Below are 25,862 nucleotides of genomic sequence, written 5' to 3'. Positions count from 1 at the left end.
CTCTAAGCTCAATAAATATAATTGTATCTGACCACTCGGTTTCTTCCTTCTTGTTTGGCTTGGTATAACGCTTTATCGCTCAGCTTGTACAGCTTATTTATCCAGATCTCCTGATCCGGCATGATCGTAATTACACCTATACTAACTGTATAACCTTGTGAGAGTTTTTGTGTGGACGTCTTCATTACTGCCTCTCGTAACGCTTCAGCTTTCCGGTCACAGCTAGCTTCATCAAGCCCGCAAAGTATAACTGCAAATTCCTCGCCGCCAAGCCTGCCGAATAAATCGCTGTTTTCGAGGTTGTCCTTAATCGTCAATGCGAATTCTTCCAGAACAACATCACCGGTATCATGGCCGTATGTATCATTGATTTCTTTGAAGTGATCCAAATCCAGCAGCATAAACGAAAAGTACTCCTGCTCAGCAACTGCCTTCTCAAGCCGTACCTCAGCTTCCTAAAGAAATGCTCCACGGTTAAGGATTCCAGTCAGATCATCGTAGCTAGCGATTCGTTTCAGTTTTACAAAGGAATGCTCGTTAGAAAGTAGAATAAAGCCTGCGGCTCCCACAATCAATAATAAATACATCCCCAGGTAATATAAATACTGCGAAAGATTAGTTGTGAACACGTTCATCTCTGGCTCCCAGATCAGTGCAACAATCGCGCGGAGCAGCATAATCCCTGCAAAAGCGTAAAATAATATTCCGAGTATCTTCTGAAGAGGGGTGCCTTTGGGGTTCACCGTGAGGTGGTAAGCTGGATAGACAATAAAAAGTATCGACCATAGTGAGGTGCAGGCTATGCGCCAGCTGGAATGATGGAAGAAGACGGCAACAATACTAAAAGTAATCGAACTAAGTATGGAAAGCGTTATGTAATACAACTTTATCCGCTGCCCAAGAATGCCCATCATCAGCAGTAAAGCAATAATCTCCAGACAGCAGCCTAGAAGAATCAAAGCGTTGCTAAGTGGAATGGATAACGCACGGGGAATATGGCCCCATAATAATAATGAACACCAGAAGAGCAGCTGCACCGCCTTAGAGCGTATGAATAATGTGGATGCCCTGTCTTTAGGAGCGCTCCTCCGGTAATTGGTTATCAGCACCAATATAAATAGGTTTCCAAAAATAAATAAATACACTAACGTTTTGATATCAAGCTGGGAGTCCATGAGTCACCACCTACACGGAAAAATTGATCCTCTACTGACAGCACTATAGCACTCAATGGCCGGTTCAGCAAATACCCTATTTATTTCATTTTTTAGAATGTACATACACCGCTTAAGTATACAAAAAAGCACTTCCCCCTGCACGGAGCTCGGGGGAAGTGCTATGGTCAAGAGAATATGAATATTCTCGTGTAGGCCTGTGTTTGTATTAACGCTTCTTCAAGCCGTCCGCCAATGCGTATCCAACCTTCCAGATATCGCCTGCGCCCATCGTAATCACCAGGTCACCTGGGGCAATACGAGGTTTCAGATCAGCAAGCACATCTTCTTTGGTTGGCAGATGTCTTGCGCCAGCGTTACTGTTCTGCACAATAAGCTCAACCAGCTTCGCAGATGTAACCCCCTCAATCTGCTTCTCACCTGCCGGAGAGTAGATGTCGGTAATGATCACTTCATCTGCTTCGCTAAAGGCGCGGCTGAAGGCATCTAGCAGGAAGAACGTACGTGTATACCGCTGAGGCTGGAATACGGCAATAATCCGTTTCCCCGTTGCCTTAGCAGCACTGATTGTCGCCTGAATTTCAGTTGGGTGATGCGCATAATCATCGATGACCAGAATGTCATCGACTTCTCCGAGCACTTGAAAACGGCGCTTCGCACCATGGAATTTCACTATCGCTTCAGCGATTTTCTCAAAAGAGATTCCTGATTTCAAACAAGCGATAACCGCAGCCATTGAGTTATACAGATTGTACTGACCTGGCACGGACAGTTCAATTTGTCCCAATACTACGCCATTATGGTTCATCGTATACGAAACCTGACGGTCGCCAAGAACGATGTCTGTTGCAATATAATCTGCTGTCTTCGACTTGATGCCGTAAGTAATCACCTTACCTGACACTTCAGGCAATAAAGAAATCACGTTCTCGTCATCTGCACACACAATCGCAGTGCCGTCTTCACGTGTCTGGTTCATAAACTGTACGTAAGCAGCCTTGAGACGGTTAAAATCTCCGCCGTAATTCTCCAAGTGATCTGCTTCCACATTCGTGACAATTCCAAGCCAAGGATGATAGTGCAAGAAAGAGCCATCGCTCTCATCCGCTTCCGCCACTACATAATCGCCTTGTCCTGCCTTTGCATTCGTACCGACATTCATAATCTCTCCGCCGATAATATACGTAGGATCAACTTCACACTCTTCCATTACAAGCGCGATCATGGAGGAGGTAGTTGTTTTACCATGCGCTCCGGCAACGGCTACCCCTTTACGTTCGTTCAATAAACGGGCTAACATTTGTGAGCGGTGCAGAATTGGAATCTTAAGACGCTCTGCTTCCACCCATTCCACATTATCGCTGGACAAAGCCGTAGAGTACACGACCAGATCCGCACCTTTTACTTGTTCTGCTGTATGCCCAATATAAATCTTGGCACCTTTAGCAATCAATTTATCCGTCAATTCTTGGGCAGCCACATCGGAGCCCGTAACCGTATATCCCATTTCTAGCATTACTCGGGCAATCGCGCTCATACCGTAGCCGCCGATCCCTATAAAATGCACACGTTCAGTAGTATCCAACAGTCGTCACCAGCCTTTTTCAGTATCGGGTTGCTGCAAAAGTGTACCGCGCACGTCAGAAATCAAATACAGCGTACCAGATACGACGGCAAGGTCATCCTCCGCTGTAATCGACTTCAGTTGTTGCAGCGCTTTTCCCCAATTATGTTCTACTATGATTACCAAGTTTTCCTTGGCATATTTATCCCGCAGACTTTCTGCGATAACCTGCAGATGCTCCGCGTCCATTTTGTTCTGGAAATCCGGTTCGGTCAGGATGAGCGTATCCACTATAGGCAGTATATGCTTAAAGTAGGATTCATGATGCTTATTTGCCATCATTCCCATAAGTAAATTTAATTTACCGTATTTATAGAGCTGTGGCAGGCTTTTGGCAAGGCTCTCCGCGCCTTCCGGATTATGTGCTCCATCCAGTACGATCCTCGGAGATTTACTTACCTCTTCCAGCCTTCCAGCCCAAAATGCATGACGCAATCCTTCCAAAACATCTTCATCCTCTAGCATGAACGCCATATACTGGCGCAAAACTTCAAGAACCATCATGGCTCCCGCCGCATTGCTAATCTGGTGTTCGCCTTTCATCACAATCCCAAGTTCAAGCGAACGGAAGGGACCCTTAAAGTTAAAAGTCTGCACATCCGCATGGATTCCAGTAGCTTCATAGCTAAAATCTTCTCCGGCAAGATAAAGAGTAGAGCGGCAAGCCGCCGCTTTCTCCTTGAGTACAGCCACGACTTCCGGTTGATTTACGCAGCTAACAACGGGTACACCGGGTTTGATAATTCCGGCTTTCTCCATTGCAACCTTCTCAAGCGTATCTCCCAAAATATCCATATGGTCATGGCCAACATTTGTAATCACCGACACGATCGGAGTAACGATGTTCGTTACATCCAGCCTTCCCCCAAGCCCAGTCTCCCATACGACAACATCCGGACAAGAAACACCCGCAAAAAATAGAATAGCCACAGCTGTAGTTACCTCAAACATCGTTGGTGAGCCAAATTCCGTTTCTGCAATCTCATCTACCAAAGGACGAAGGGTATTCACTAGCTCAAGAAGAGTTTCTTCAGGAATGTCCGTATTATTATATTGGAACCTGTTCGTGAACTTCGTAATATACGGAGACGTGAAGGTGCCGACGGAATAGCCGCTTTGCAAAAGTGCGCTTGTCAAAAAGGCACAGGTAGAGCCTTTGCCGTTCGTACCCGCCACATGAATAAATTTCAGCCGACGGTGCGGGTTTCCCAGCTTGTCCATCAACATCTCAATTCTGTCTAAACCTGGCCGGATTCCAAACGGAATCAGGCCCTTGATCCAGTTAACCGCTTCGGTATATGTCGCAAGAGGGGCGGTGCTCCCGCCCCGATTTAGGTCATCCATGTCTCTTATCCTCTCAGCTCTGCTATGCGGGCAAGTACTTTCTCACGTTTGGCGGAGTAATCCGCCTGCTTCGCCTGCTCCTCTTCGATAACTTTTGCGGGAGCTTTGGCTACGAAGCCCTGATTGCTCAACTTTTTCTCTACGCGTTCTACTTCGCTGTTCAGCGTCTGCACTTCTTTTTCCAGACGAGCGATTTCTTGTTCAATATCAATCAGCCCCGACAAAGGCAGAAGCAGTTCCGCTCCCGTTACTACAGCGGACATTACCTTGTCTGGCGTTTCCGGATTCAGACCAGCTTCGAAAGAAGAGGTATTGCAGAAACGTCCAATGTAGTTGTCGTTACGAGTAATGATGCTCAGCGTTTCTTCATTGCTCGCTTTAATAATCAATTCAACCTTCTTGCTCATCGGTACGTTCACTTCAGCACGGATATTACGAACTGCCCGGATTACATCCATCAGCAGGTTCATTTCCGCTACCGCTTGCGGGTTCTCCAGAGCAGCATCATACTCAGGCCATGCAGCCAGAGTAATTGTCTCTCCTTCATGCGGCAGATGCTGCCAGATTTCCTCCGAAATAAACGGCATAAACGGATGAATCAAGCGCATCGTGCGGTCGAGTACATAAGCAAGTACGGACTGTGTCTTCGCTTTGGCTGCGGCATCCGTTCCGTAAAGCGACAGCTTCGCGAACTCAATATACCAGTCACACAAATCGTCCCAAATGAAGTTGTACAGCTGGCGGCCGGTCTCGCCGAACTCGTACGAGTCAATTAGACGCGTAATTTCACGAGAAGTTTCGTTCAGGCGGTGCAAAATCCAACGGTCAGCCGTACTTAGCTCACCAGTAATGTCAATATTCTCGAAGCTAACTCCTTCAAGATTCATAAGGGCGAAGCGTGACGCATTCCAGATCTTATTAGCGAAATTACGCGCCTGCTCTACCTTTTCCCAACGGAATCGTAAATCCTGACCCGCTGTGCTGCCGGTAGAAATCATATAACGCATAGCATCTGCCCCGTACTTCTCGATAACCTCAAGCGGATCTACGCCGTTGCCGAGTGATTTGGACATTTTTTGTCCTTCAGCATCCCGTACCAAACCATGCATCAATACGTCGGAGAATGGTTTCTCTCCCGTGAATTCCAGTGCCGAGAAGATCATCCGCGCTACCCAGAAATAAATAATATCGTAGCCCGTTACGAGCACATCGTTCGGATAGTAACGTTTGAAATCTGCGCTGTCTTCATTCGGCCAGCCTAGGGTTGCAAACGGCCAGAGGTTGGAGCTAAACCAAGTATCCAGAACATCCTCGTCCTGTTTCAAGTCGGTTAGGCCGCTGATCCGGCGCGCTTCTTCCTCATCATTCGCCACAACCAGCTCACCGGTAGATTCAGAATACCAAGCCGGAATACGATGTCCCCACCAAAGCTGACGGGAAATACACCAGTCGCGTACGTTTTCAATCCAGTTCAGGTAGGTTCTTTCGAACCGTTCAGGTACAAAGTTAACCCCATTACCATCCTTCTGTGCATTGATGGCAGCTTCGGCGAGCGGCTGCATCTTCACGAACCATTGTGTGGACAGGTACGGCTCAACAACCGCTCCTGAACGTTCACTGTGTCCAACTTGATGCACATGATCTTCAATAGAGATCAGAACGCCTTGCTCCTTCAGATCCGCCGTGATGGCCTTACGGCATTCACTCCGGTCTTGACCTTGGTAAGGTCCTGCTTCTTCGTTCATTGTGCCGCTCTCATCCATTACGTTGATCTGCGGCAGATTATGACGTTGACCTACCTCGAAGTCATTTGGATCATGAGCTGGCGTGATCTTAACTGCACCGCTGCCAAACTCTTTATCTACATACTCGTCAGCGATAATTGGAATCTCCCGGCCGATAATCGGCAGGATCAGCGTTTTGCCAATCAGATCTTTATAACGATCATCCTCAGGATGAACAGCAACTGCCGTATCACCCAACATCGTCTCCGGACGTGTGGTCGCTACAGTGATATGTCCGCTGCCATCTTTAAGTGGGTAACGCAGATGGTACAGATGACCGTTAACTTCCTTATATTCAACCTCGATATCCGACAACGCCGTACGAGCCGCCGGGTCCCAGTTGATGATACGTTTACCGCGGTAGATCAAGCCTTTATTATAAAGCTTAACAAATACCTCGCGAACTCCCTTCGACAAACCCTCATCGAGGGTAAAACGCTCGCGGGAGTAGTCAAGGGAAAGTCCCATTTTAGCCCACTGCTCATGAATGGTGTTTGCGTATTTGTCTTTCCAATCCCACACCTGCTCCAGGAACTTCTCACGTCCGAGGTCATGTCTAGAAATCCCCTGCTCGCGCAGCTTCTGCTCTACCTTCGTTTGTGTTGCAATACCTGCGTGGTCCGTACCTGGCAACCAAAGCGTATCGAAGCCCTGCATCCGTTTGGTACGAATCAGGATATCCTGTAATGTGAAATCGAGCGCATGCCCGATGTGCAGCATTCCTGTTACGTTTGGCGGCGGGATCACAATGCTATAGGCTTGAGCATCCGGACGCTGGCCTGCACGGAAATATCCGCCCTCTGTCCAGTAGGAATACCATTTCTGTTCTGCTGCCTTCGGATCATACGTTGTTGGCATCTCGTTTTTAGATTCATTCGTAGCGGCAGCATCTGCCGCTGTTAGATGGTTTTGGTCAGCCATTCTCTGATACCTCCACTAGTTTACTTGTAGTTGCTTATAGTTGTTAATAAAGTTGCTGTATAGAGCGCACAGGTCTCTGAAAAAAACAAAAAGACCCCTCGTCTCAAAGGACGAAAGGTCATTCTTTCGCGGTACCACCTTTGTTTCGCGCCAATGAAAAATAAAACTACACTTCTTACCCAACGGATTCAGAAGCTTAGCGCGACACTCGTACAGATAACGGCTGCTACCGGCCACAACCTAACTTATCCTTCATAGATATGAAGATAAGCTCAGAAGGGCGACTCCGGGGCGACTTCGGGGGCTGTTTCCTACGGAATGTCACAGCACTTGCAATTCCGCTCTCTGAAGGGCTGACCGCCTACTCTTCCCGTTCCCAGTCTTTACTTAGATATTGCTTACTCCATAATACATTTTGAGCCCCCCCTAGTCAACCTGGATACGCCTTTGCAGCGGGACTTTAGGCTGAATTTCGACTTATTTCTTCTGAAGCATTCATTCCAACAATGAAACAGCAAAAATCCCGACCCTAATACCTGATCGGGATTCACCTATTCATGTGTGTACGCATCACGATTCGATTACGGGATGTACAACACTTGGCCTTCCTCTACACTCTGCCCGGACAAGCGATTATACATCACCAGCTCCCGCGCACTTAGCTGATACTTCTCTGCAATGGTATCCAGTGTTTCTTCACGCTGTACAATACACAGCCGAACTTTGCGGAACATGTTAGCTCCGTCCGCGCTGGCAATGAATCTGCTCTTCCATTCCGTATTATTACCAACCTCTGGAACGTCCACTGCTGCAGATGTGTTTCCTTCCGACTGCAGAGCTTCCTGCTCTTTACGGACACGACTGGAGCTTAGTAAAGAGGAGAAGGTGAGATGTTCTTTTTCCGGAACCTCTGCTTCTTTTTTACTGCCCAAGGCGATCTTAAGATCTTGTTTCTCCTCATGAGAAGCCACACTCTCTTGTGAAACAAAAACTTCGTTCACATTCTCATGGATGGGTTCAGCATTCTCATCCTGTTCATGAAGCTCATGATTAGCCTCACTCTCAGAAGCAAATACAGGTATATCTTGATTCGCTTCTGCACTAGCCGTTGGAACAACGGTCTCTCTAGAAGCAAAAGAATATTCCTCTTCCGGCTGCTGCTTCTCTTCGCTCACATAACTTGCTTGATTCAGCTGGGACACTTCAGCTTCCTTGATCTGTGGCTCGGCTTTAAACCAGTAATCGGATAAACCCGCTTTGGCATCCTCTGCTTGTGACTCTAGACTATGTGTCCGGGCTTTTGCGCCCTTGTCCTTCTCCTGAGCGGATGAGAAATTGACTACAGGGGACGTATGAGCCGCTCCGCTTGAGACTAGTAACTCCTGTGCGTCCTCAGCCGCATCGGCCTGTTCATGTTCTTCTACAGCAACCTGTGATGCATCTTCACCAAAGGTCCACTGTGAATTTTCATAAAGGGTATCATTTTCGTGTTCTTGGTGCTCAGCAGTTGCTTCTATCACCCTGTCATCATTAACAGGAGAATAGGCGACTGTATACTCCTCTTGCTGCCAGGCCGGTTGAGGTTGAGGATCCGTACTACCGATCCCCCGCAGCGATAGTACGCCTGTTATATTCACAGTGCGCATCGTGAGCAGATCAATATCAAAATTCTCGATCTCCACCCCAATATCTTCAATCGAGCTGACGCGTGTAAGCGGAACAGTGATTTCGACGGGAATGGCATGCTCCAGACGTTGTGTTCGGTCATCTTCACTCCGGTAAAGCCCGGTAAGCAACAGCTGACCATATAACTCGGCCCGATCCTCCCGCTGAATCACCTGAATTTCCGGAAGTAGTTCAACCTCCTCCAGCTCAGCTATTCCCGGAAGCTCTTCCGAAAGGTGAATGCGTTCGTAAATATCAAACCGCAAGCCGTGGGACTGATCAAACACGGGATATGTCCTCCTTCTTGGCATAATCTAACCCTGAGACAGGCCCAGAGCATAAGCCCAAAATGTTACTCCCCACATGTATATGCTTCAAACAGAGAGGCATGACAACTTTGGTAGTACTAACCGGACAGGATGCTAATAAATTTCATGAATTTAAGAGCTCATCAAACCTTCAGCCTGCTGATAGATGCACTACTTCGTAAGAACAAAGTATTATATGCTGCTTTTATTAATAAGACATGGATAGATGTTTTTTTTCTGAAAAAAATAGAAAAAGAACAGCAGAACCAGCTTTTGCTGATTCTACTGTTCTTTAGTTGCTTACGTATCCGTCAGGGTGCTTCAGACAGCAGCTCTCGCAGCTGCAGCATATCCTCCGGCCACGGATCGCTGACTTCCAGCTGTTCTCCGCTCCAAGGATGGCGGAAGGACAACGACTCACCATGCAGGGCATGGCGGCCGGCAGCGCTGGAAGCCCAAACCGGGCCGCCATATAGTTCATCCCCATACAAGGGATGACCCATATGGCTGAGATGGACGCGAATCTGATGCGTCCGCCCGGTCTCCAGCTGCACATGCACCAGGCTTCCGCCATGCAGTGCCTCGCGCTCGATGATTCGCGTCACGGCAGATTGTCCGCCGGGCGAGACGCGTCTGCGCGCAGCGTGATGCCGATCGCGCCCAATCGGGGCATCGATCACCTTAAGTACAGGCGGCACTGTGCCTTCGACGATCGCGGCGTAGTGCCGTGAGATGCTTTTTTCACGCATATTCTCGTCCAGAACTAACTGTGCGAACTCATTTTTCGCATACATCACCGGACCCGTTGTATCTTTGTCCAAGCGGTGAATATGGCGCACAGCCACACTCTCGCCGGAAGTGATATAATGCGCAGCTACGAGGTGATCCAGAGTTACACCTGTTCCACTGCCATCTGGATGAACCGCCATCCCAGCTGGTTTATGAGCTACCAGGCAAAAATCATCCTCGTACAGCACCTCAAGCTCTTCCCATATCGGTTCAATCCCCACTTCACGATCGGGAAAAAGTGCCAGCCGAAGCCGGTCACCTTTCCACTGAATGCCTCCCTCGCGGCGTAACCGCAGATGAAGTTTCTCGGGCATGCCCACAGTTTCTCGCAGCCACTTATCAATCGTCGCCTGCGTATCCTCAGCTCCAGTAATGATTTTGCCGGGTGTTACCTCCAGCCATTCTCCACGCCGAGTCCAAGCGCCACCACCGGTTGTTTCTCCGGCTCCGATGCTCAAAGGGCCTTCAGGGCATTATAATGGCCCTCAATGGTATCATCAATATCCTGCTCACTATGTGCAGCCGATACGAACATCCCCTCAAACTGTGAAGGTGGCACACTGATGCCTTGGCTCACCATATGACCAAAATAACGACGGAAAAGATCCGTGTCACTCGTCTTAGCCGTTTCAAAATTGATTACAGGTCCTTCAGTGAAGAATGGACAAACCATTGATCCTACCCGGTTGATCGTGAGCGGAATGCCAGTCTCGATTGAATTCTTTCTCAAACCCGCTTCCAGACGTGCACCCAACTGTTCCAGTCGGTCATATACTTCCGGTGTCAACAGCTTGAGCGTAGTATATCCGGCTGCCATCGCTAATGGATTACCACTTAGTGTGCCCGCCTGATAAATCGGTCCAGTAGGAGCGATTTGCTCCATGATCTCTCTTTTCCCGCCATAAGCACCCACTGGAAGTCCGCCGCCGATAACTTTGCCAAAACAAGTAATATCCGGAGTAATCCCGAACAAGCCTTGAGCACAGCCGCGATTAACACGGAAGCCTGTCATAACCTCATCAAAAATAAGCAGCGAACCATTGTCAGAGGTTAATTTACGAAGCCCTTCCAGGAAGCCTGGAAGCGGTGGAACAACGCCCATGTTGCCGGCAATTGGCTCTACGATCACTGCCGCAATCTCATTGCCAAAACGTTCGAAAGCAATCTGAGTGGACTCCAAATCATTGTAAGGAACCGTAATGGTATTCATTGCAACGCCTTCTGGGACACCCGGGCTATCCGGCAATCCCAATGTAGCTACACCAGAGCCAGCCTTAATAAGCAAACTATCCGCGTGACCGTGGTAGGAGCCTTCGAACTTCAAGATCTTGCTGCGTCCAGTGTAACCACGTGCCAAACGAATCGCGCTCATCGTAGCTTCCGTTCCGGAGTTAACCATGCGCACGATATCTACAGATGCCACACGTTCAACAACGGTTTTTGCCATTTCCGTTTCGAGTAGCGTTGGGGCGCCAAAGCTTGTCCCTTTTACCGCCGTCTCCTGCAATGCCTTCACAACCTCAGGATGCGCATGACCCATAATCAGTGGTCCCCATGAGAGCACATAGTCGATAAAGCTGTTGCCGTCGATATCAAAAATACGCGAACCGATCCCATGATCCACATAAATCGGAGTCAGACCTACGGATTTAAACGCCCGTACAGGGCTGTTCACCCCGCCGGGAATATATTGTTTTGCTTCATCAAAAGCCTTCCGGGACGCTTCCTCTTTACGCGCCGTTGGCACATTACTCATGTATCTTCACTCCTATTCTCTTCTTGGTTACACAAGCTTGTACAAACATATATTAGCTGCCGCGATGTCGGTGTGATGAAGATTAGCCGCGCAGCCAGCGGGCTGCATCTTTTGCAAAATAAGTAATAATAATGTCCGCACCAGCGCGTTTCATGCCCGTCAGCATTTCCAGCACAACGGCTTGCTCGTCGATCCAGCCTTGTAATGCCGCTGCTTTTACCATGGAATATTCTCCACTCACATTATAAGCCACCAAAGGAAGATCAAACTGATCACGAATCGTACGAATCACATCTAGGTAAGCCAGGGCTGGCTTCACCATTAACATATCCGCGCCTTCCAACACATCGGATTCTGCTTCACGGAGCGCTTCGCGCAGATTGGCAGGGTCCATTTGATACGTTTTGCGATTCCCGAATTGTGGCGCTGAATCCGCTGCTTCGCGGAAAGGGCCATAAAATGCCGAAGCATATTTGACCGAATACGACATAATCGGCACATGCTCAAAACCGTTCTCATCAAGTCCCGCACGAATCGCGTGAACGAATCCATCCATCATGTTGGAAGGGGCGATAATATCTGCTCCAGCTTTTGCTTGGGATACCGCCGTACGAGTCAAAAGCTCCAGCGAAGCATCGTTGATAACATCGCCATGTACCACACCATTCACCGTATGCGTATGCACCATTCCACAATGTCCGTGATCCGTAAATTCACAAAGGCAGGTATCTGCAACGACCAACAGCTCTGGGTACCAGTGCTTGATCAAGCGAGTAGCCTCTTGCACAATTCCATCCTCTGCAAAACCGGAAGAACCGATAGCATCCTTCGTCTCAGGAATCCCGAACAACAATACAGCCGGGATGCCTAGTGCGGCGATCTCGTCCACTTCTGCTTTTAACGTATCCAGCGAAAAATGATACACGCCCGGCATCGAGCTAATCTCATTCTTCACACCTGTTCCATAAGTCACAAAAATAGGCTGTACCATATCCAGCACATTCAGTATCGTCTCCCGCACCATGCCACGAATTCCAGCAGAACCGCGCAAACGGCGGTGACGTGTAATTGGAAAGCTCATTTGTTCATCCTCCTGAAAAATAAAATATAAAACCAAATTATGTGTCTGGCAGCAAACCACAACTAGCCGCAGCCAAGTCCAAATTAGCCGCAACCAAACCGCCGACCACTGGCTAACTGCGTATAGTTGTAGTTTGTGCAACTATCTCGATGTTTTGTCCTAATTGTAAGCTTTAGTTGCATTCTCTACAGTTATTTATTACAAAAGAGCGAAGATTCCTCATTTAGCGGATAATTAATTGTACATACTACAACTAAACTCGACTTTAGCTGATATATAGGAAATTTAATTGTATGAAGTACAACTAAACCTAAACCTCAAGCAGACCTGTTCAAATTAACCTACCGACATATTCTCTACATACCAGTTAGTTTACAACCAAATATTATACTCCGAACTCCATAAGTAACTACTTTCGGAGTTCAATTTATATGTTACTTGAAGGTTGCGATGTGGCACTTTTGAGCGTAGATATAACGGCGAGCAAACCAACACATGCAATTAGTAAATGTAAGCGCAGACTCATTAATAACTACCAACTCACATGTAACCACCAACTATTTAGTAACTACCAACTCACATGTAACTACGAACTATTTAGTAACTACGAACAAAACTCTAGCCTGTAATGTAACTAATTATAAGCTGAGCGCTATATTTCTAAGCAGGCACTGCCTTTCTCCGTTGAACAGCTACTACTCTCCCCGCAGAGTAATCAGCTTCTACCTTCCCACCAGAAAGTAAGCTAAACAAGCCAAGCTCACCAGTAAACTATTGCTTCGTTCTATCCTCGATCCGAGCGCTACTGCAGCTGAGTCTCCGCATTCCAGCGGCAGAGCTCCTGCACCAAACCATCTATGGTTGCCTCTTCAGGCAAGAGTCCTGGTGTCAGTCCCGCGTCTACCGCAGTCTGCTCCGTTAACGGGCCGATACAGGCGATTTTCACGTTTGCAAGTAGCGGGAGCGGATCTACAAGTCCCATCCGTTTCAGGATGTGTAAGAAATTACGCACGGTTGACGAGCTGGTGAAGGTTACCGCGTGTACGCGACCTTCCTCTAGCAGCTTCAACAACTCGTCGTCATCCTCACCAGTGACAACCGTCTCATAAGTATCCACGTCTGTCACCTGAAGGCCAAGCTCTCTCAGCTTGTCCGGCAGCCAGTCCCGCGCCAGATCGCCGCGCGGCAAAAGCACGTTCTGCCCCGGCAGCAGCTGGGGACCGAACGTCTCAATCAGACCTTCCGCCTGAAACTTCGCCGGAAGTTCCTCAGCGATCACCCCGCGCTGCGCCAGCGCGGCGGCTGTGCCTGGCCCCACCGCTGCAATACGCGCGCGATGTAGCCCGCGAATGTCCGCCCCCAGCTCCGCCAAGTGGCGCCAAAAAAACTCCACGCCATTCGGGCTAGTGAAGAATACCCAGTCGTACGATTCCAGCGCGCCAAACGCCGCTGCAATCTTCGCCTTCTTCTCTGCCCCTTCCGGCATGATCGTCTCGATCACCGGGAACTCGTAGGGTTCCCCGCCGAGTTCTTCAATTCTATCCACCAGCTCGCTTGCTTGGCTGCGAGCCCGTGTCACCACGATGCGTTTGCCGAATAACGGCATCGCCTCGACCCACTTCAGCTGCTCACGCTGCAGCACCACGTCGCCGACGACGATGACTGCCGGCGGCTGAAAATCCGCCGCCTTCACCTTCGCCTCAATATCGGCGAGGGTTCCCGTCAGCGTCTCCTGATCCGCGCGGGTGCCCCAGCGCACAAGTGCCACTGGTGTTTCTGGCGGCCGCCCGTGCTTGATCAGCTGAGCGCTGATATAACCTATTTTAGCTACGCCCATCAGAAACACTAACGTGCCTGTGGCGTTCGTTACTTTATCCCAATGTATGGAATGATCCAGTTTATCCGGACTCTCATGCCCGGTGATAATCGACAGGGAAGAGGCATGATCGCGGTGCGTAACAGGTATACCCGCATAGGCAGGTACACTGATCGCTGACGTGATGCCTGGTACGATTTCGTAATAGATCCCATTTTTGCGCAGCAGCTCCGCTTCTTCACCCACTCGGCCAAAAATCGTAGGGTCCCCACCCTTAAGCCGCACCACTGTTTTCCCCTGTAAAGCCAAATCAACTAACAATTGATTAATCTGTTCTTGCTTCATCGTGTGGCGATCCGGCAGCTTGCCTACATAAATCTTCTCCCCGCCGGGTTTCATGCATTTCAACAATCTAGGACTTGCCAAGCGATCATACACCAGTACGTCGCTTTTTTGGATACACTCGAGGCCTTTCACAGTAATCAGCTTTGCGTCCCCGGGACCTGCACCTACCAAATAAACCTTCCCCGTCAATTCACTCATCCCCTAACGTCTGACAGTATCTTCTCCGCTCCTCTTGCAATCAGCTTTTTAGCGACTTCTTCGCCGAGCTGTACCGGGTCAACCCCCGTGCAAGTTTCTTTCAAAATCGTTGAACCGTCCGGTGTTCCCACCATCCCCGTTAACGAGATTACTTTGTGCTCAGCGGTAGCAGCTTTGGCGGCTGCGTCAAGCACCGCATGAGCACCAATCGGCACTTGGCAGCCGCCATTCAGCACGCCAAGGAACGTGCGCTCCGCCGCTACCGTCAACGCCGTATCGGCATCGTTGTATAACGCCAGCAGCTTCCGCAGGTCAGCGTCATCTGCGCGGCACTCGATGCCGAGTGCACCCTGCCCTACTGCGGGCAGGCAAACCTCCGGCGGCAGGTAGGCGCTCACGCGATCCTGCCAGCCCATGCGCGACAGCCCCGCCGCTGCCAGCAGGATTGCGTCGTATTCGCCGCTCTCCAGCTTGCGCAGCCGCGAGTCAATGTTGCCGCGCACGGGCTCAATGACCAGATCAGGCCGCAGCGCAGCGAGCTGGCTGGATCGGCGTAGGCTGCTTGTGCCTACGCGTGCACCCCGAGGCAGCTCGTCTAGCGAGACGCCTCCGTTAGAGATCAAAACATCACGCGGATCGACACGCTTCGGCACAGCACCATTGATCAGCCCATCCGGTAACTCGGATGGCATATCCTTCATGCTGTGCACCGCCATGTCGATTTCTTTTTCCAGCATCGCTTGCTCGATTTCCTTCACGAACAACCCTTTGCCGCCTACCTTGGATAAAGTAACGTCAAGAATGCGGTCACCTTTGGTGACGATCTTTTTCACTTCAAAAGTAAATCCAAAACCATGCTCTTCGCTAAGTCGCTCCAAATCAGCAATCACATGTCCCGTTTGCGTCAACGCAAGCGCGCTCTGTCTACTCCCCACTATAACCTTACGCATTGTCCATTCCTCCTGGTAACGTTCGCCTCTTACTCTTCACCACAGAACCTTGCACTAGAAATCCAAACCCAAACTAACCAATTAACTACTCTCACTCTAAAAAAGGCATTATTGCCTTTGAATTCGCTACTTCGGATGACTCCCACCAACCTGAGGCATTCTTGCCTTTCATTTGGCTCCTTCGGCGACTGTGGCTCGTTTAGAGGGCATTGTTACCGTTCATTCCGCCATCACAGCTACTTAAGTCCAATTCAACGGGATTTATACCGTTCATTCCACCCTCTAAGCCACTTCAGCCGAATTCAACAGTATTTATACCGTTCATTTCACCAAACTAGCTACTTCAACCCAATTCAACGGGATTTATACCGTTCATTTCACCATTCCAGTTACTTCAGCCCAATTCAACGGGATTTATACCGTTAATTTCACCAAACTAGCTACTTCAACCCAATTCAACGGGATTTATACCGTTCATTTCACCATTCCAGTTACTTCAGCCCAGTTCAACGGGATTTATACCGTTCATTTCACCAAACTAGCTACTTCAACCCAATTCAACAGTATTTATACCGCTCATTTCGCCATCCTAGCCACTACGAGCCAATTCAACAGTATTTATACCGTTCATTCCGCCATCCTAGCCACTACGTGCCAATTCAGCGGGATTTATACCGTTCATTTCGCCCTTCCAGCTACTTCAACCCAGTTCAACGGGATTTATACCGTTCATTTCACCAAACTAGCTACTTCAACCCAATTCAACAGTATTTATACCGCTCATTTCGCCATTCCAGTTACTTCAACCCAGTTCAACGGGATTTATACCGTTCATTTCACCAAACTAGCTACTTCAACCCAATTCAACAGTATTTATACCGCTCATTTCGCCATCCTAGCCACTACGAGCCAATTCAACAGTATTTATACCGCACATTCCGCCATTCCAGCTACTTCATCCCAATTTAACAGTATTTATACCGTACATTTCGCCATGCTAGCCACTACGAGCCAATTCAGCTATTCATTATGGTTACCCAAACAACCGCTCATCACTTCATATCTTAATCTAACCCAATTTTCTAATCTTTACAGTGTCCACGCGCACTTTTACTCCACCCGTTGCTGAGCAATCCAAGCGTCCATATCCTCCGGGCTCCACGCTATGAAGGTACCCTTACTCATCTCGTTCAACACATCCAGCGTGCCAAGCTTCCGCAAAAGCCTTCCACGAACTTCAGTAGAAGGTTCTTTTTCCTTAATCCGGGTACGCATGGCATGCACAAAATCCAAATATGGCTCATACGCCGCATCCAGCGCTTTTTCAAGCACATTTTTGATCTTCGTTGCCGCAAGCGGGCCAGCACCCGAAGTAGATACAGCTACCGTCAAACGTCCCCTCCGAACCACTCCGGGCGTGATAAAGTTTCCCGCTTCCGCATGACTGGCCACATTCACATGAATTCCAAGCCGTCTAGACTCCCGCGCAACCTCTTCATTAACCGCCCTATCGTTAGTGGCTGCATATACGAGAAAGGCCCCACGGAGATCTCCGGGAGCATAAGTACGGTCCATCCAGATCAGAAGACCTTTTTCAGCTAGAGAATCAAGCGGATCTGTCAAAGAAGGACTAATCACCTTAACCGCCGCTCCAGCTTCCAACAGCCCGCTCACCTTACGTTCAGCCACGACACCACCGCCAATAACCACACAGTGCTGCCCTTCACAATCCAGCATTATGGGTAAATAACGCGTCATGCCCTTCACTCCCCGCTCCAACCGTGAAAATCAGACCAAGAATTCAACAGAAAATTTAAGATAATAAAAGCATATCCTAAAATCGCCCAGCGAGCCATACTTACTCCACTTTTCCGCCCGGACTTCTTAAAGATAATATAAAATATGTAAATCCCAAGACCGATAAGAGTCGTTAATACTTTTAAATCCTTCAATAAAAGCGTCCGTCCCTCAGATACTATAGATAAACCAGCCACCACCAGTGATATTCCCAGCAAAGGAGTGCCCACCAAAATAGCGGTGTAAGAGTATTTATCTGTAGTCTCCAGGTTCGGCAAACGACGGATCCGGTCGCTCCATTTCTTGCTTTTGAGTCTGGTGTGCAGGAACAAGTACAATATTGCAAAAACCGTCCCTAACGTCAGTGCTGCAAAACTCATATTTGCCAAAATCACATGCATCGTCAGCCAGCCATACACCGCACTCCAAGTCTCAAGCGTATGCCCACCCGCCGTCAGCCACACCCGATTAAGCAGAAAAACACTAAACCCGGCCATACTGAGCAGCAAAATCGTAAACTCGCCTCCACGTGTAAAAGCCACCGCAAGCGAAGTCAGCACAATACTAAACGCAAACCAAAACAAGAAATCATAAGGTGTGAAAATAGGCAGGCCTTTCTCCTGAGAGAAACGAATTCCAAGTCCTGCAACTTGCAAAAGACCTACAACAACAAGAAGCCCCGTGCCTAGCCGCTTCCCACCCGGACTCCTCTTAAGGCAATCCGAGAAAACAAACAGCAGGCTCAGGGCATAGACCAGCAGAGCGGCATCATATATTCCGTTCAGCAGTTGCATATTATTCACCCACCCAGCAAGCCTGCCGGAGCAAGCGCCGTCTTAGGCACAGAAAAATCAGCGCTGCCAGCCGTACGTTCTCCAGAACTAGACTCCTTAACCGAGGCAATATCTCCATCATCTGAATCGGATTTGAGCTGTTCCTGCAACGCAAAGATTTTGGAAAAATAATCAAGAGCTTCATTCCCCTGCTTACCGCCGGACAGCTCTTTAATTACATTGATCGGATCATGCATCATCTGGTTCACGATACTTTTAGTCAGACGGCGGATTACTTTCCGCTGATGCTCGTCCAGCTCGGGCAGCTTATTGAACAAACTCTCCATCGTTTCTTCATGAATCGTATTCGATTTATCCTGGAGCGCCCGGATCACCGGTCTTACCCCAAGCGTCTTGAGCCACAGCTGGAACTCATCCATTTCCTCGCTGATCATCACTTCAATCTTCGCAGCTTCACTTCGGCGCATTTCCAGATTGTTCTCCACAATGCCCTCCAGATCGTCAATATCATACAAAAAAACATCCGGCACATTTGCCGCCGCAGGATCAATATCACGTGGTACAGCAATATCAATCATAAAAAGCGGCCGCGAAGGGCGGCGTTTCATAGCATGCGCTACCTTATCAGCCGTAAGCACATACCCATCTGCTCCTGTTGAGCTGATCACGATATCTACTTCATTTAGAGTTGTTAACGCATCTTCAATCGTACTCGGCTTACCCGAGAACTTCTCCGCCAATTCAATCGCACGCGACAGCGTACGGTTAGCGACAATCACTTCTGCCGCACCACTACTGTATAGATGCTTCACGGTAAGCTCGCTCATTTTGCCGGCGCCGAGAATCAGTACTTTTTTCCCAGTGAACATGCCAAAAATCCGCTTGCCCAGCTCCACAGCCGCATAACTGACAGATACTGCACTCTCGCCGATTGACGTTTCACTATGTGCTCTTTTGCCCAGCGTCACCGCTTGCTTGAACAACCGATTGAACCAAGTTCCAGTTACACCCTCAGCCTGAGCTGTGAGAAAAGAACTCCGCACCTGTCCCAGGATCTGCGTCTCCCCAATCACCATGGAATCCAGACCGCAGGTCACGCGGAACAAATGCGCAATCGCCTGTTCGTCTTCATAAATATACATATGCTGAGCAAATTGCTCGCTTTTCACACCAAACCATTGCTCCATAAAGCCGCGGATGAAATAACCAGCCATATGAAGGCGGTCCATCACCACATAAATTTCCGTACGGTTGCAAGTAGCTACTAAGACCCCTTCTAGCACACCCTTCGTCTTCATCAGTTGATGGAGCGCTGCCGGAAGGTCACTTTCCGCAAAAGCAAACTGTTCCCGAACCTCCACGGGAGCCGTACGATAATTCAGGCCAACGACGACGATGTGCATCGATAGTTCACCATCCTAGTCTCTATAAGTTACTGAAATCCAGTTATATAAATTAATATCTTACATACCGTTCACTTTCACAACATCTCAAAACACTGTGTTAAGTATATCACACGAAAATAAGACTTTTTACAGATTTTTTGAACGCTTTATGAAATCCAGATAATAATTATTATAAATAAAAAACCGTAGGTTCGCTACGGTTAGGATGAGTTATTTTTAGCTAATTTATAAGGTTGTGGAAGTGAGAATGAAATATTATGGCCTACTAGTTCTTAAAATCGTCAAAAAGTCCGTTCTCCAAAAAAAATAAGTCACTGCTAAGTGACTTAAAACTTCTCAGGTTTCTTAACTTTTATCGACGCTACTTCTCCACACCTTTTGCAAAATGTGAAGATAACTGGTGAGCCAAAAGAGAAGGCTTTCCCAATAGGCATGACGTTAGCATATCCGTTGCTCATTTCGCCTTTAGCGAATGTAGTATTCCCACATGATTTACAAACTAAATTGTCTTGACTCATGAGATCACCTCGGAAGTTGGACAAAAATATTAATTATATAGTAGACTCTACTCTTTTTAGAAGTCGCCGATGCTTAGACCAAACTTTAACCCAAACACGATTTTCATCATCTAGATAAAAACGAATATTCACTAATTTTAAAGGCGTCCATATTTCTTTAAAATAGTAATTTGGCATTTGGCGTCTCTCCCACGAGAATAATATTGATATAGTTATAAGTATAAAACTATTAAACAATATTGTTTGTCGTAATGCGCCTTAAGCCAAGATAAGAAAAAAACTGTTTTTGTCGGATTATAGTGTGAACGTTCTACAGCAGATTAGCGAAACCAGTTCTTAATCTGATCAAGGGTACTTTTTGCCTCCGGACCATTGTAACCAAAGGTGTTGCCGATCATTTTTACATACTCATTGAACGTTGTTTCTCTACTCTTTCGGTCACTCCACCAGCGTTTAGCGTTATATCCTGATGCAGAACCCACATACGTCAGCTCAATCTCCGATTTTTTGTACACACGACCAAAAAGAAATTTCACCCTCCGCATGTGAAAGTCAGAGGAAACAACAATCGCAGATTTAAAACCGTATTCTTTCATTATAGGAAGAGTGTACTCGGCATTCTGATAAGTGCTATCCGCCGCGTTCTCGGTATAAATAACGTCCTGTGGTAATCTCCGGTATATACGATAATGGCATCTGCTTATATTAGTACCTATTTTTGTTTGACGGCTAATATTTTTTTTATATGATATATTAATGTGATTGTCAGTGTTAATTCAGCAAGCATTGCTGCTACTGCAACTCCAAACATTCCACCTATAACTCCTAACCCTACGTTTAATATCAATATAGCTACTAAACCGATTCTAAAAGAAAAGCTATATTCTTTTAGATGACCACTAGCAACTAATACTTGGATTCCCAACAAATTATTCAGGACACTTAACATTATCCAAATAATAAGCGGTACCAATAATAATGAATATTTCGAAAACTCAAGGCCATATAATATTTCAATTATTATCTTAGAGCTAAAAATGACCAGCAGACTTAGGATCACAATGATCGGAATTACTATTTTTGAGACTTTTTTCACTTTACTAATACCGCTATCAAATGAAGTTTCATAATGTTGACTTACATTAGGAAAAATAACTTGTCCAATTGGTGCATATAACATACTAAGTACCAAAGGTATCTTTTGTATTGCTGAATAAATCCCAACACTCATATCAGTACTTGTAAATATTAATACAGTTACACCTATTCCACTAAATACTTTGGTCATTGCAGATGTAGTAAATAAATACCAACCATCCTTAAGTTCTTCTAATAATTCTTTAAACTTGATAAATCTTATACGAATTTTCAATTTGAATCTTATAACTAATGTACTCATTATTCCCATAAGTAAAAATGTTAACGAATATAGCCCACAATAAAGGTATACCTGCTCAGTATTATTTACTAATATAAATATCAATACAACTGATATAATTCTTGATCCAACGCTAGCAATTGTTATATACTTCATGATTTGTAACCCCTGAAACAACCATGTTTGTTGAATTGCAGTACCCAAAACCATAGAATATAGTATAATCATACAAATCATTTGATCTTTAGTAATATTCAACGAAAACGAGATAATCATTAAAATCAATGTAACTCCACTTAAAAACAATTTACTTATGGTTATTTTACTATAGACTTCAGATACTTCATATTCGTCTTTTGCTATAGCAATCTTTCTAGCACCAGATAGATTGAATCCGTATTCAACTATTACTAAAAAATAACCTATTAAATTTAGTGCTGATGAAAACACGCCGTATTGTGAGGGTCCGAGAATTCTTGTTATATATGGTAAAGTTATTAACGGTATAACAGTGTTAAATATTTGAAGTATATATAGCCACATACCATTTACAATCACATCGGATTTCTTTAGCACTTGAATTTTTCTCATAATTTGTGACATTTCATGTTCAAGTCCTTACCATATATTTATTTGTGTATTTTATGTAGAATTTTCCAGAAATCAAGAATTTGCTGAATCCATGATTTCTTTTATTTTTAGCTCAATGTCAGTTTTTCCGTAAAATTCTTTAGCTTTTTGTGCCAGAGACTCATAATTATTTTCAACTTCTTTGATTGCTTTCTTGATATCTAAGACTTCAAATTTTTCAAAACACACTCCACAACCATTTGTTTCTAGTACGTGTGAAAGTCCTGGTATATCATTTCCAATCATAGGGACACCAAACATTGAATATTCATATATTTTATTTGGTGCACAATATAGTGAGTTTAACTTAGAGTATTCATTATTACTAGGTACATAAGAAAGAACACCAATATAGGCATTACTTGTTACCTCTAAATGATATGGCGGAGCAATAAAGGGCAAGAAATAATAATTACTACTTATATTTTCGTATATATTCTTACCACTTGAAATAATTACAAAAGCATACTCATCTCCAAGATCATTTACAGCGTTAATCATTTCAACTAGTGGACGTTCTGGACTTAATATCCCTTGATATAAGATTATCTTTTTTCCTTTTAAGTGATTAATGACAATAGAGGCTTCTTTATCAGAAACAGAAGAATATCTATCAATTTCAAAATCTATATAAGGCTTATTTGGTAATACGTAGGGTAATCTCTCTAAATCCCACCATGTTTTCGAAATGTGTGCACGGTTATATTCAGCTTGTATAACATTGACTGCTTTCTTTGCATACATTTTCGTATTCAAAGAAATAAAAGGTATTTTTCTATAAAAAATAGTTTTTTCACTTAACTCAAACATATGCAAAATAAACTTTTTCTCCAATAATTTGCTCCCTAAATGTTTTAAAGCTAAGTCTGAGAAAACCCAAATCATTGTATCTGAATCATAAATATTGTCTATCTCTTTCCAAAGTTGATTTCTTAGAACAAGTAATCGGATAAGTTTAAGTAAAGGTGAGATGGGTTTTTCATAATTAGATTCGAAATTTATTACTTTTATTCCACGATTTTCACATACAGACGCAGTTGCACTATCAATATCAGTAGTACATAATGTTAAATCAATTCCTAAATCATTTAATGTCTTTAATACTGATAATGCAGGTGGGTACTTAATAATAGGACTTATATGTACTAATATTAGCTTCATTGATTTCCTCCATTTGCCTATCTTTTTATTTAGACACTCTATCAAAATCTTATTTTGTTACATATTCCAAAAAAACTCATATGGATAAATCCTATTCCATTCTGGTCGCATTATTTGGATTAATGTAGCATAAATAAAGAATAACGTTATAATGACAAGTACTAAAAATACTACTAATTTTTTTTCTTTTACATGCTTAATTGCGTTAGGCAAATAAACAATAGAAAACACAAGAAAATAATCACTTACTCTATCAAGCAAATTAAATTTAAAAGATAGGAACGTAATTGCTACACTTATAATTAAAAATAGAAACATTAGCTGTTCGTCATTGACTATTTCTTCTTCACTTTTACGTCTACTATCTTTTTCTTTAATTATCTCATCTGTAACCAGATTCATATTGTTATATTTTGTAATAGCACCTAATAAAATAATACTTAACCCAACCAGTATATTCATAATACTTGCTAATCTTATTTCTCCATCTAAGTACACTGAACCAACGTAATATTGATAGGTGGGGAAAATGCTAAATAATAGATTTAATATAGTTGGAAATAAGATATAAAGAAGGCTACTAGTAATCATAATAGCCATAATTAACTTGAGGCTGATACTCAGTTTTCTCATCGGCCAAGCTATTAGAAAAACTATAGCTGTTCTATGAAACAAAGATGCTAATATTACAATTATTATAAACTTAAACAGTTTATTCTTTTTAAGAAAATCATAAGAGAATAGGATAAGAACGATTGCCAAATTTAGTCTTATAGTATTCATAGTCATACCATAATACCCCAATGAAAAAAACATAAAAACACTTAGCATTGGTATTTTTGAATATTTTTTTATAAACCTCATAAACCCGTACATTATTAGAGAACTTGTTACAATAAGGATGATTTGAGGATTGTATGAAATTAAACTTAATATCTTATTCAGATAAACATAGCCAATCTCAAATCTTGGTGAAAAATACGATAAATCCTTTGTAATAGAAATATTTTCAAATAGCCTCAAATACTCAATTGTGTCATTTCCAACTGTTTCTGCTCTCAAAGCTGCGAGCACAGTTAATAACCCAAACGTCAAATACAAATAAATTCTCTGTTTAAGATCACTTTCTTTACCACTACTTAAATACAATCCTAATAACAATATATATATTACTAAAATAAAGTATAGCAACATTAATAGATCTTCCTTTATAAGGGCTTTACAATAATTGATTCTTTTATCCACATTAAAATCTTGGATGCCCTACATTAGTTTTAGTAAATTTATTACAATGTTCAACTTTTACTTAACTTTGTGTAATAATCCCCTAGATCGCTAGCAGCTTTTTTTGAATCGTATCCAGCGTTAACAATACTTTCATATGTATCTTTACGAATGTCATTCATTTTGCACAATACTCTGTCTGCCCAATACTGAGGATCTTTTTCAAGACTTATAAATTCAACTGTATCAATAATTTTCAACTCATCTGTAATGCTATCCGACATAATACATGGTAATCCTGCAGCTTGGACCTCGATTCCAACTAATGGGAGACCCTCAAAAAATGATGGCATAATAAAAACATCAAAAGCTTGAAGCAGATCAGGTACATCTTTTCTATTTCCTAAAAAAAAGACAGACCCTTGTAAATTTAACTTTTCTACCTTTTCCTTAATATATTCTTCTAACTCACCATCTCCAACTAATACTAAGACACATTGATTGTTTTTTTCATACGCCTTTTTAAATACTTCAATTAAAAATTCATGATTCTTTTGAATATTAAATCTACCTATATGCCCTAAAACTATTTTGTCAGTAAAACCTAACTTCGTCCTAACTTTTAATCTTTTATCTTCATCATACCTAAAGTTATTAGCATTTATTGCATTCTTTGCTATATAAACTTTACCATCATCAAAATTCTTTTTGCCAAATAGAAAAGAACCTGCTTTTTCTGAACATGCAAAGTATATATTTGCCATCTTCTTTACAGGTAATTGCATGACAAAATTCCTTATACTGTTTATTTTTTTGTCAGAATATTTTGTATTATGGCTATGTAATATTCGATATTTAATTTTGAATTTCAAGGCCATTGCAAAAGTGAATATCCCAATATTCGCAGTGTGAAGATGAATAACTTGATAATTGTTGTTTTGAGAGAAAAAATCTCTCATATCTTTCAAGTATTTAAAGGTATTCTGATATTTTAATTCTGGTAATACAAAAACATTACCGCCTAGATTTCTAACTATTTTATCGAAGTCTCCATCTTCATTCTTATTTGCATTAATCAAATAATCAAACTCCACTTTTGACGTATCAATATTACTGTGCATGTTAATTAAAAAGGTACCTACACCTCCTCTAGGTCGTTTCCCAATCACATGTAAGACTTTTATTTTATCAGGCATTA

The 25,862-nt window shown here is 44.5% G+C and carries 18 protein-coding genes, 1 pseudogene and 1 other annotated feature; all 19 genes and pseudogenes read right to left on the bottom strand.

Annotation, left to right across the window (positions count from 1 at the left end):
- Nucleotides 1-8 precede the first annotated feature (8 nt).
- A pseudogene (locus NST45_RS02970) lies at nt 9-431 on the bottom strand (GGDEF domain-containing protein); the annotation flags it as partial.
- A gap of 24 nt (nt 432-455) precedes the next feature.
- Complete coding sequence (locus tag NST45_RS02965; RefSeq protein WP_339824867.1) at nt 456-1,175, bottom strand: hypothetical protein; 720 nt, start codon at nt 1,173-1,175, stop codon at nt 456-458.
- Nucleotides 1,176-1,383: 208 nt separating this feature from the next.
- Entirely contained in the window at nt 1,384-2,760 is a 1,377-nt protein-coding gene (gene murC / locus NST45_RS02960; RefSeq protein WP_036685137.1) for a UDP-N-acetylmuramate--L-alanine ligase, read from the bottom strand.
- A 6-nt stretch (nt 2,761-2,766) separates the two neighbouring features.
- On the bottom strand, nt 2,767-4,143 hold the full coding sequence (locus NST45_RS02955) for a folylpolyglutamate synthase/dihydrofolate synthase family protein (protein WP_036685135.1): 1,377 nt from the start codon (nt 4,141-4,143) through the stop codon (nt 2,767-2,769).
- 5 nt (nt 4,144-4,148) lie between these two features.
- The gene (locus NST45_RS02950) at nt 4,149-6,848 is read right to left on the bottom strand and encodes a valine--tRNA ligase (protein WP_051491372.1); all 2,700 of its coding nucleotides are present in this window, start codon (nt 6,846-6,848) and stop codon (nt 4,149-4,151) included.
- Nucleotides 6,849-6,951: 103 nt separating this feature from the next.
- Nucleotides 6,952-7,235 (bottom strand) — a binding site (T-box leader).
- A gap of 194 nt (nt 7,236-7,429) precedes the next feature.
- Nucleotides 7,430-8,800, bottom strand: a complete 1,371-nt coding sequence (locus tag NST45_RS02945; RefSeq protein ID WP_036685134.1) for a LysM peptidoglycan-binding domain-containing protein — start codon at nt 8,798-8,800, stop codon at nt 7,430-7,432.
- Nucleotides 8,801-9,132: 332 nt separating this feature from the next.
- Complete coding sequence (locus NST45_RS02940; protein ID WP_244886386.1) at nt 9,133-10,068, bottom strand: RluA family pseudouridine synthase; 936 nt, start codon at nt 10,066-10,068, stop codon at nt 9,133-9,135.
- Nucleotides 10,065-11,366, bottom strand: coding sequence for a glutamate-1-semialdehyde 2,1-aminomutase (gene hemL / locus NST45_RS02935; RefSeq protein ID WP_038573041.1), 1,302 nt, complete (start codon nt 11,364-11,366; stop codon nt 10,065-10,067). The genes NST45_RS02940 and hemL overlap by 4 nt, the downstream gene beginning before the upstream one ends.
- Before the next feature lie 82 nt (nt 11,367-11,448).
- On the bottom strand, nt 11,449-12,447 hold the full coding sequence (gene hemB, locus NST45_RS02930; protein WP_038573042.1) for a porphobilinogen synthase: 999 nt from the start codon (nt 12,445-12,447) through the stop codon (nt 11,449-11,451).
- An 802-nt stretch (nt 12,448-13,249) separates the two neighbouring features.
- Nucleotides 13,250-14,797: a uroporphyrinogen-III C-methyltransferase gene (gene cobA / locus NST45_RS02925; protein ID WP_339824862.1), complete on the bottom strand. Its 1,548-nt coding sequence runs from the start codon at nt 14,795-14,797 to the stop codon at nt 13,250-13,252.
- Nucleotides 14,798-14,802: 5 nt separating this feature from the next.
- On the bottom strand, nt 14,803-15,756 hold the full coding sequence (gene hemC / locus NST45_RS02920) for a hydroxymethylbilane synthase (protein WP_339824859.1): 954 nt from the start codon (nt 15,754-15,756) through the stop codon (nt 14,803-14,805).
- A 1,110-nt stretch (nt 15,757-16,866) separates the two neighbouring features.
- Nucleotides 16,867-17,514, bottom strand: a complete 648-nt coding sequence (locus tag NST45_RS02915) for an NAD(P)-dependent oxidoreductase (RefSeq protein WP_076317204.1) — start codon at nt 17,512-17,514, stop codon at nt 16,867-16,869.
- A gap of 5 nt (nt 17,515-17,519) precedes the next feature.
- Complete coding sequence (gene ccsA / locus NST45_RS02910; protein ID WP_036685126.1) at nt 17,520-18,347, bottom strand: cytochrome c biogenesis protein CcsA; 828 nt, start codon at nt 18,345-18,347, stop codon at nt 17,520-17,522.
- Nucleotides 18,348-18,352: 5 nt separating this feature from the next.
- Nucleotides 18,353-19,750, bottom strand: a complete 1,398-nt coding sequence (gene hemA, locus NST45_RS02905; protein ID WP_076105536.1) for a glutamyl-tRNA reductase — start codon at nt 19,748-19,750, stop codon at nt 18,353-18,355.
- Between the two features lie 841 nt (nt 19,751-20,591).
- Nucleotides 20,592-20,954, bottom strand: coding sequence for a YdcF family protein (locus tag NST45_RS02900; protein WP_339826108.1), 363 nt, complete (start codon nt 20,952-20,954; stop codon nt 20,592-20,594).
- 29 nt (nt 20,955-20,983) lie between these two features.
- On the bottom strand, nt 20,984-22,252 hold the full coding sequence (locus NST45_RS02895) for a flippase (protein ID WP_339824855.1): 1,269 nt from the start codon (nt 22,250-22,252) through the stop codon (nt 20,984-20,986).
- Between the two features lie 60 nt (nt 22,253-22,312).
- Nucleotides 22,313-23,440: a hypothetical protein gene (locus NST45_RS02890; protein ID WP_339824852.1), complete on the bottom strand. Its 1,128-nt coding sequence runs from the start codon at nt 23,438-23,440 to the stop codon at nt 22,313-22,315.
- A gap of 57 nt (nt 23,441-23,497) precedes the next feature.
- Entirely contained in the window at nt 23,498-24,634 is a 1,137-nt protein-coding gene (locus tag NST45_RS02885; RefSeq protein WP_339824850.1) for an EpsG family protein, read from the bottom strand.
- Between the two features lie 101 nt (nt 24,635-24,735).
- A complete protein-coding gene (locus tag NST45_RS02880) occupies nt 24,736-25,860 on the bottom strand; it encodes a glycosyltransferase family 1 protein (protein ID WP_339824847.1) in 1,125 nt (374 codons plus the stop codon).
- Nucleotides 25,861-25,862: the final 2 nt, after the last annotated feature.

It is taken from the genome of Paenibacillus sp. FSL R7-0163, assembly GCF_037969975.1.
Classification (GTDB): Bacteria; Bacillota; Bacilli; order Paenibacillales; family Paenibacillaceae; genus Paenibacillus_AQ; species Paenibacillus_AQ odorifer.
Note: the sequence above shows the minus strand (reverse complement) of the source record. Positions and strands in the feature narration are given on the sequence as shown.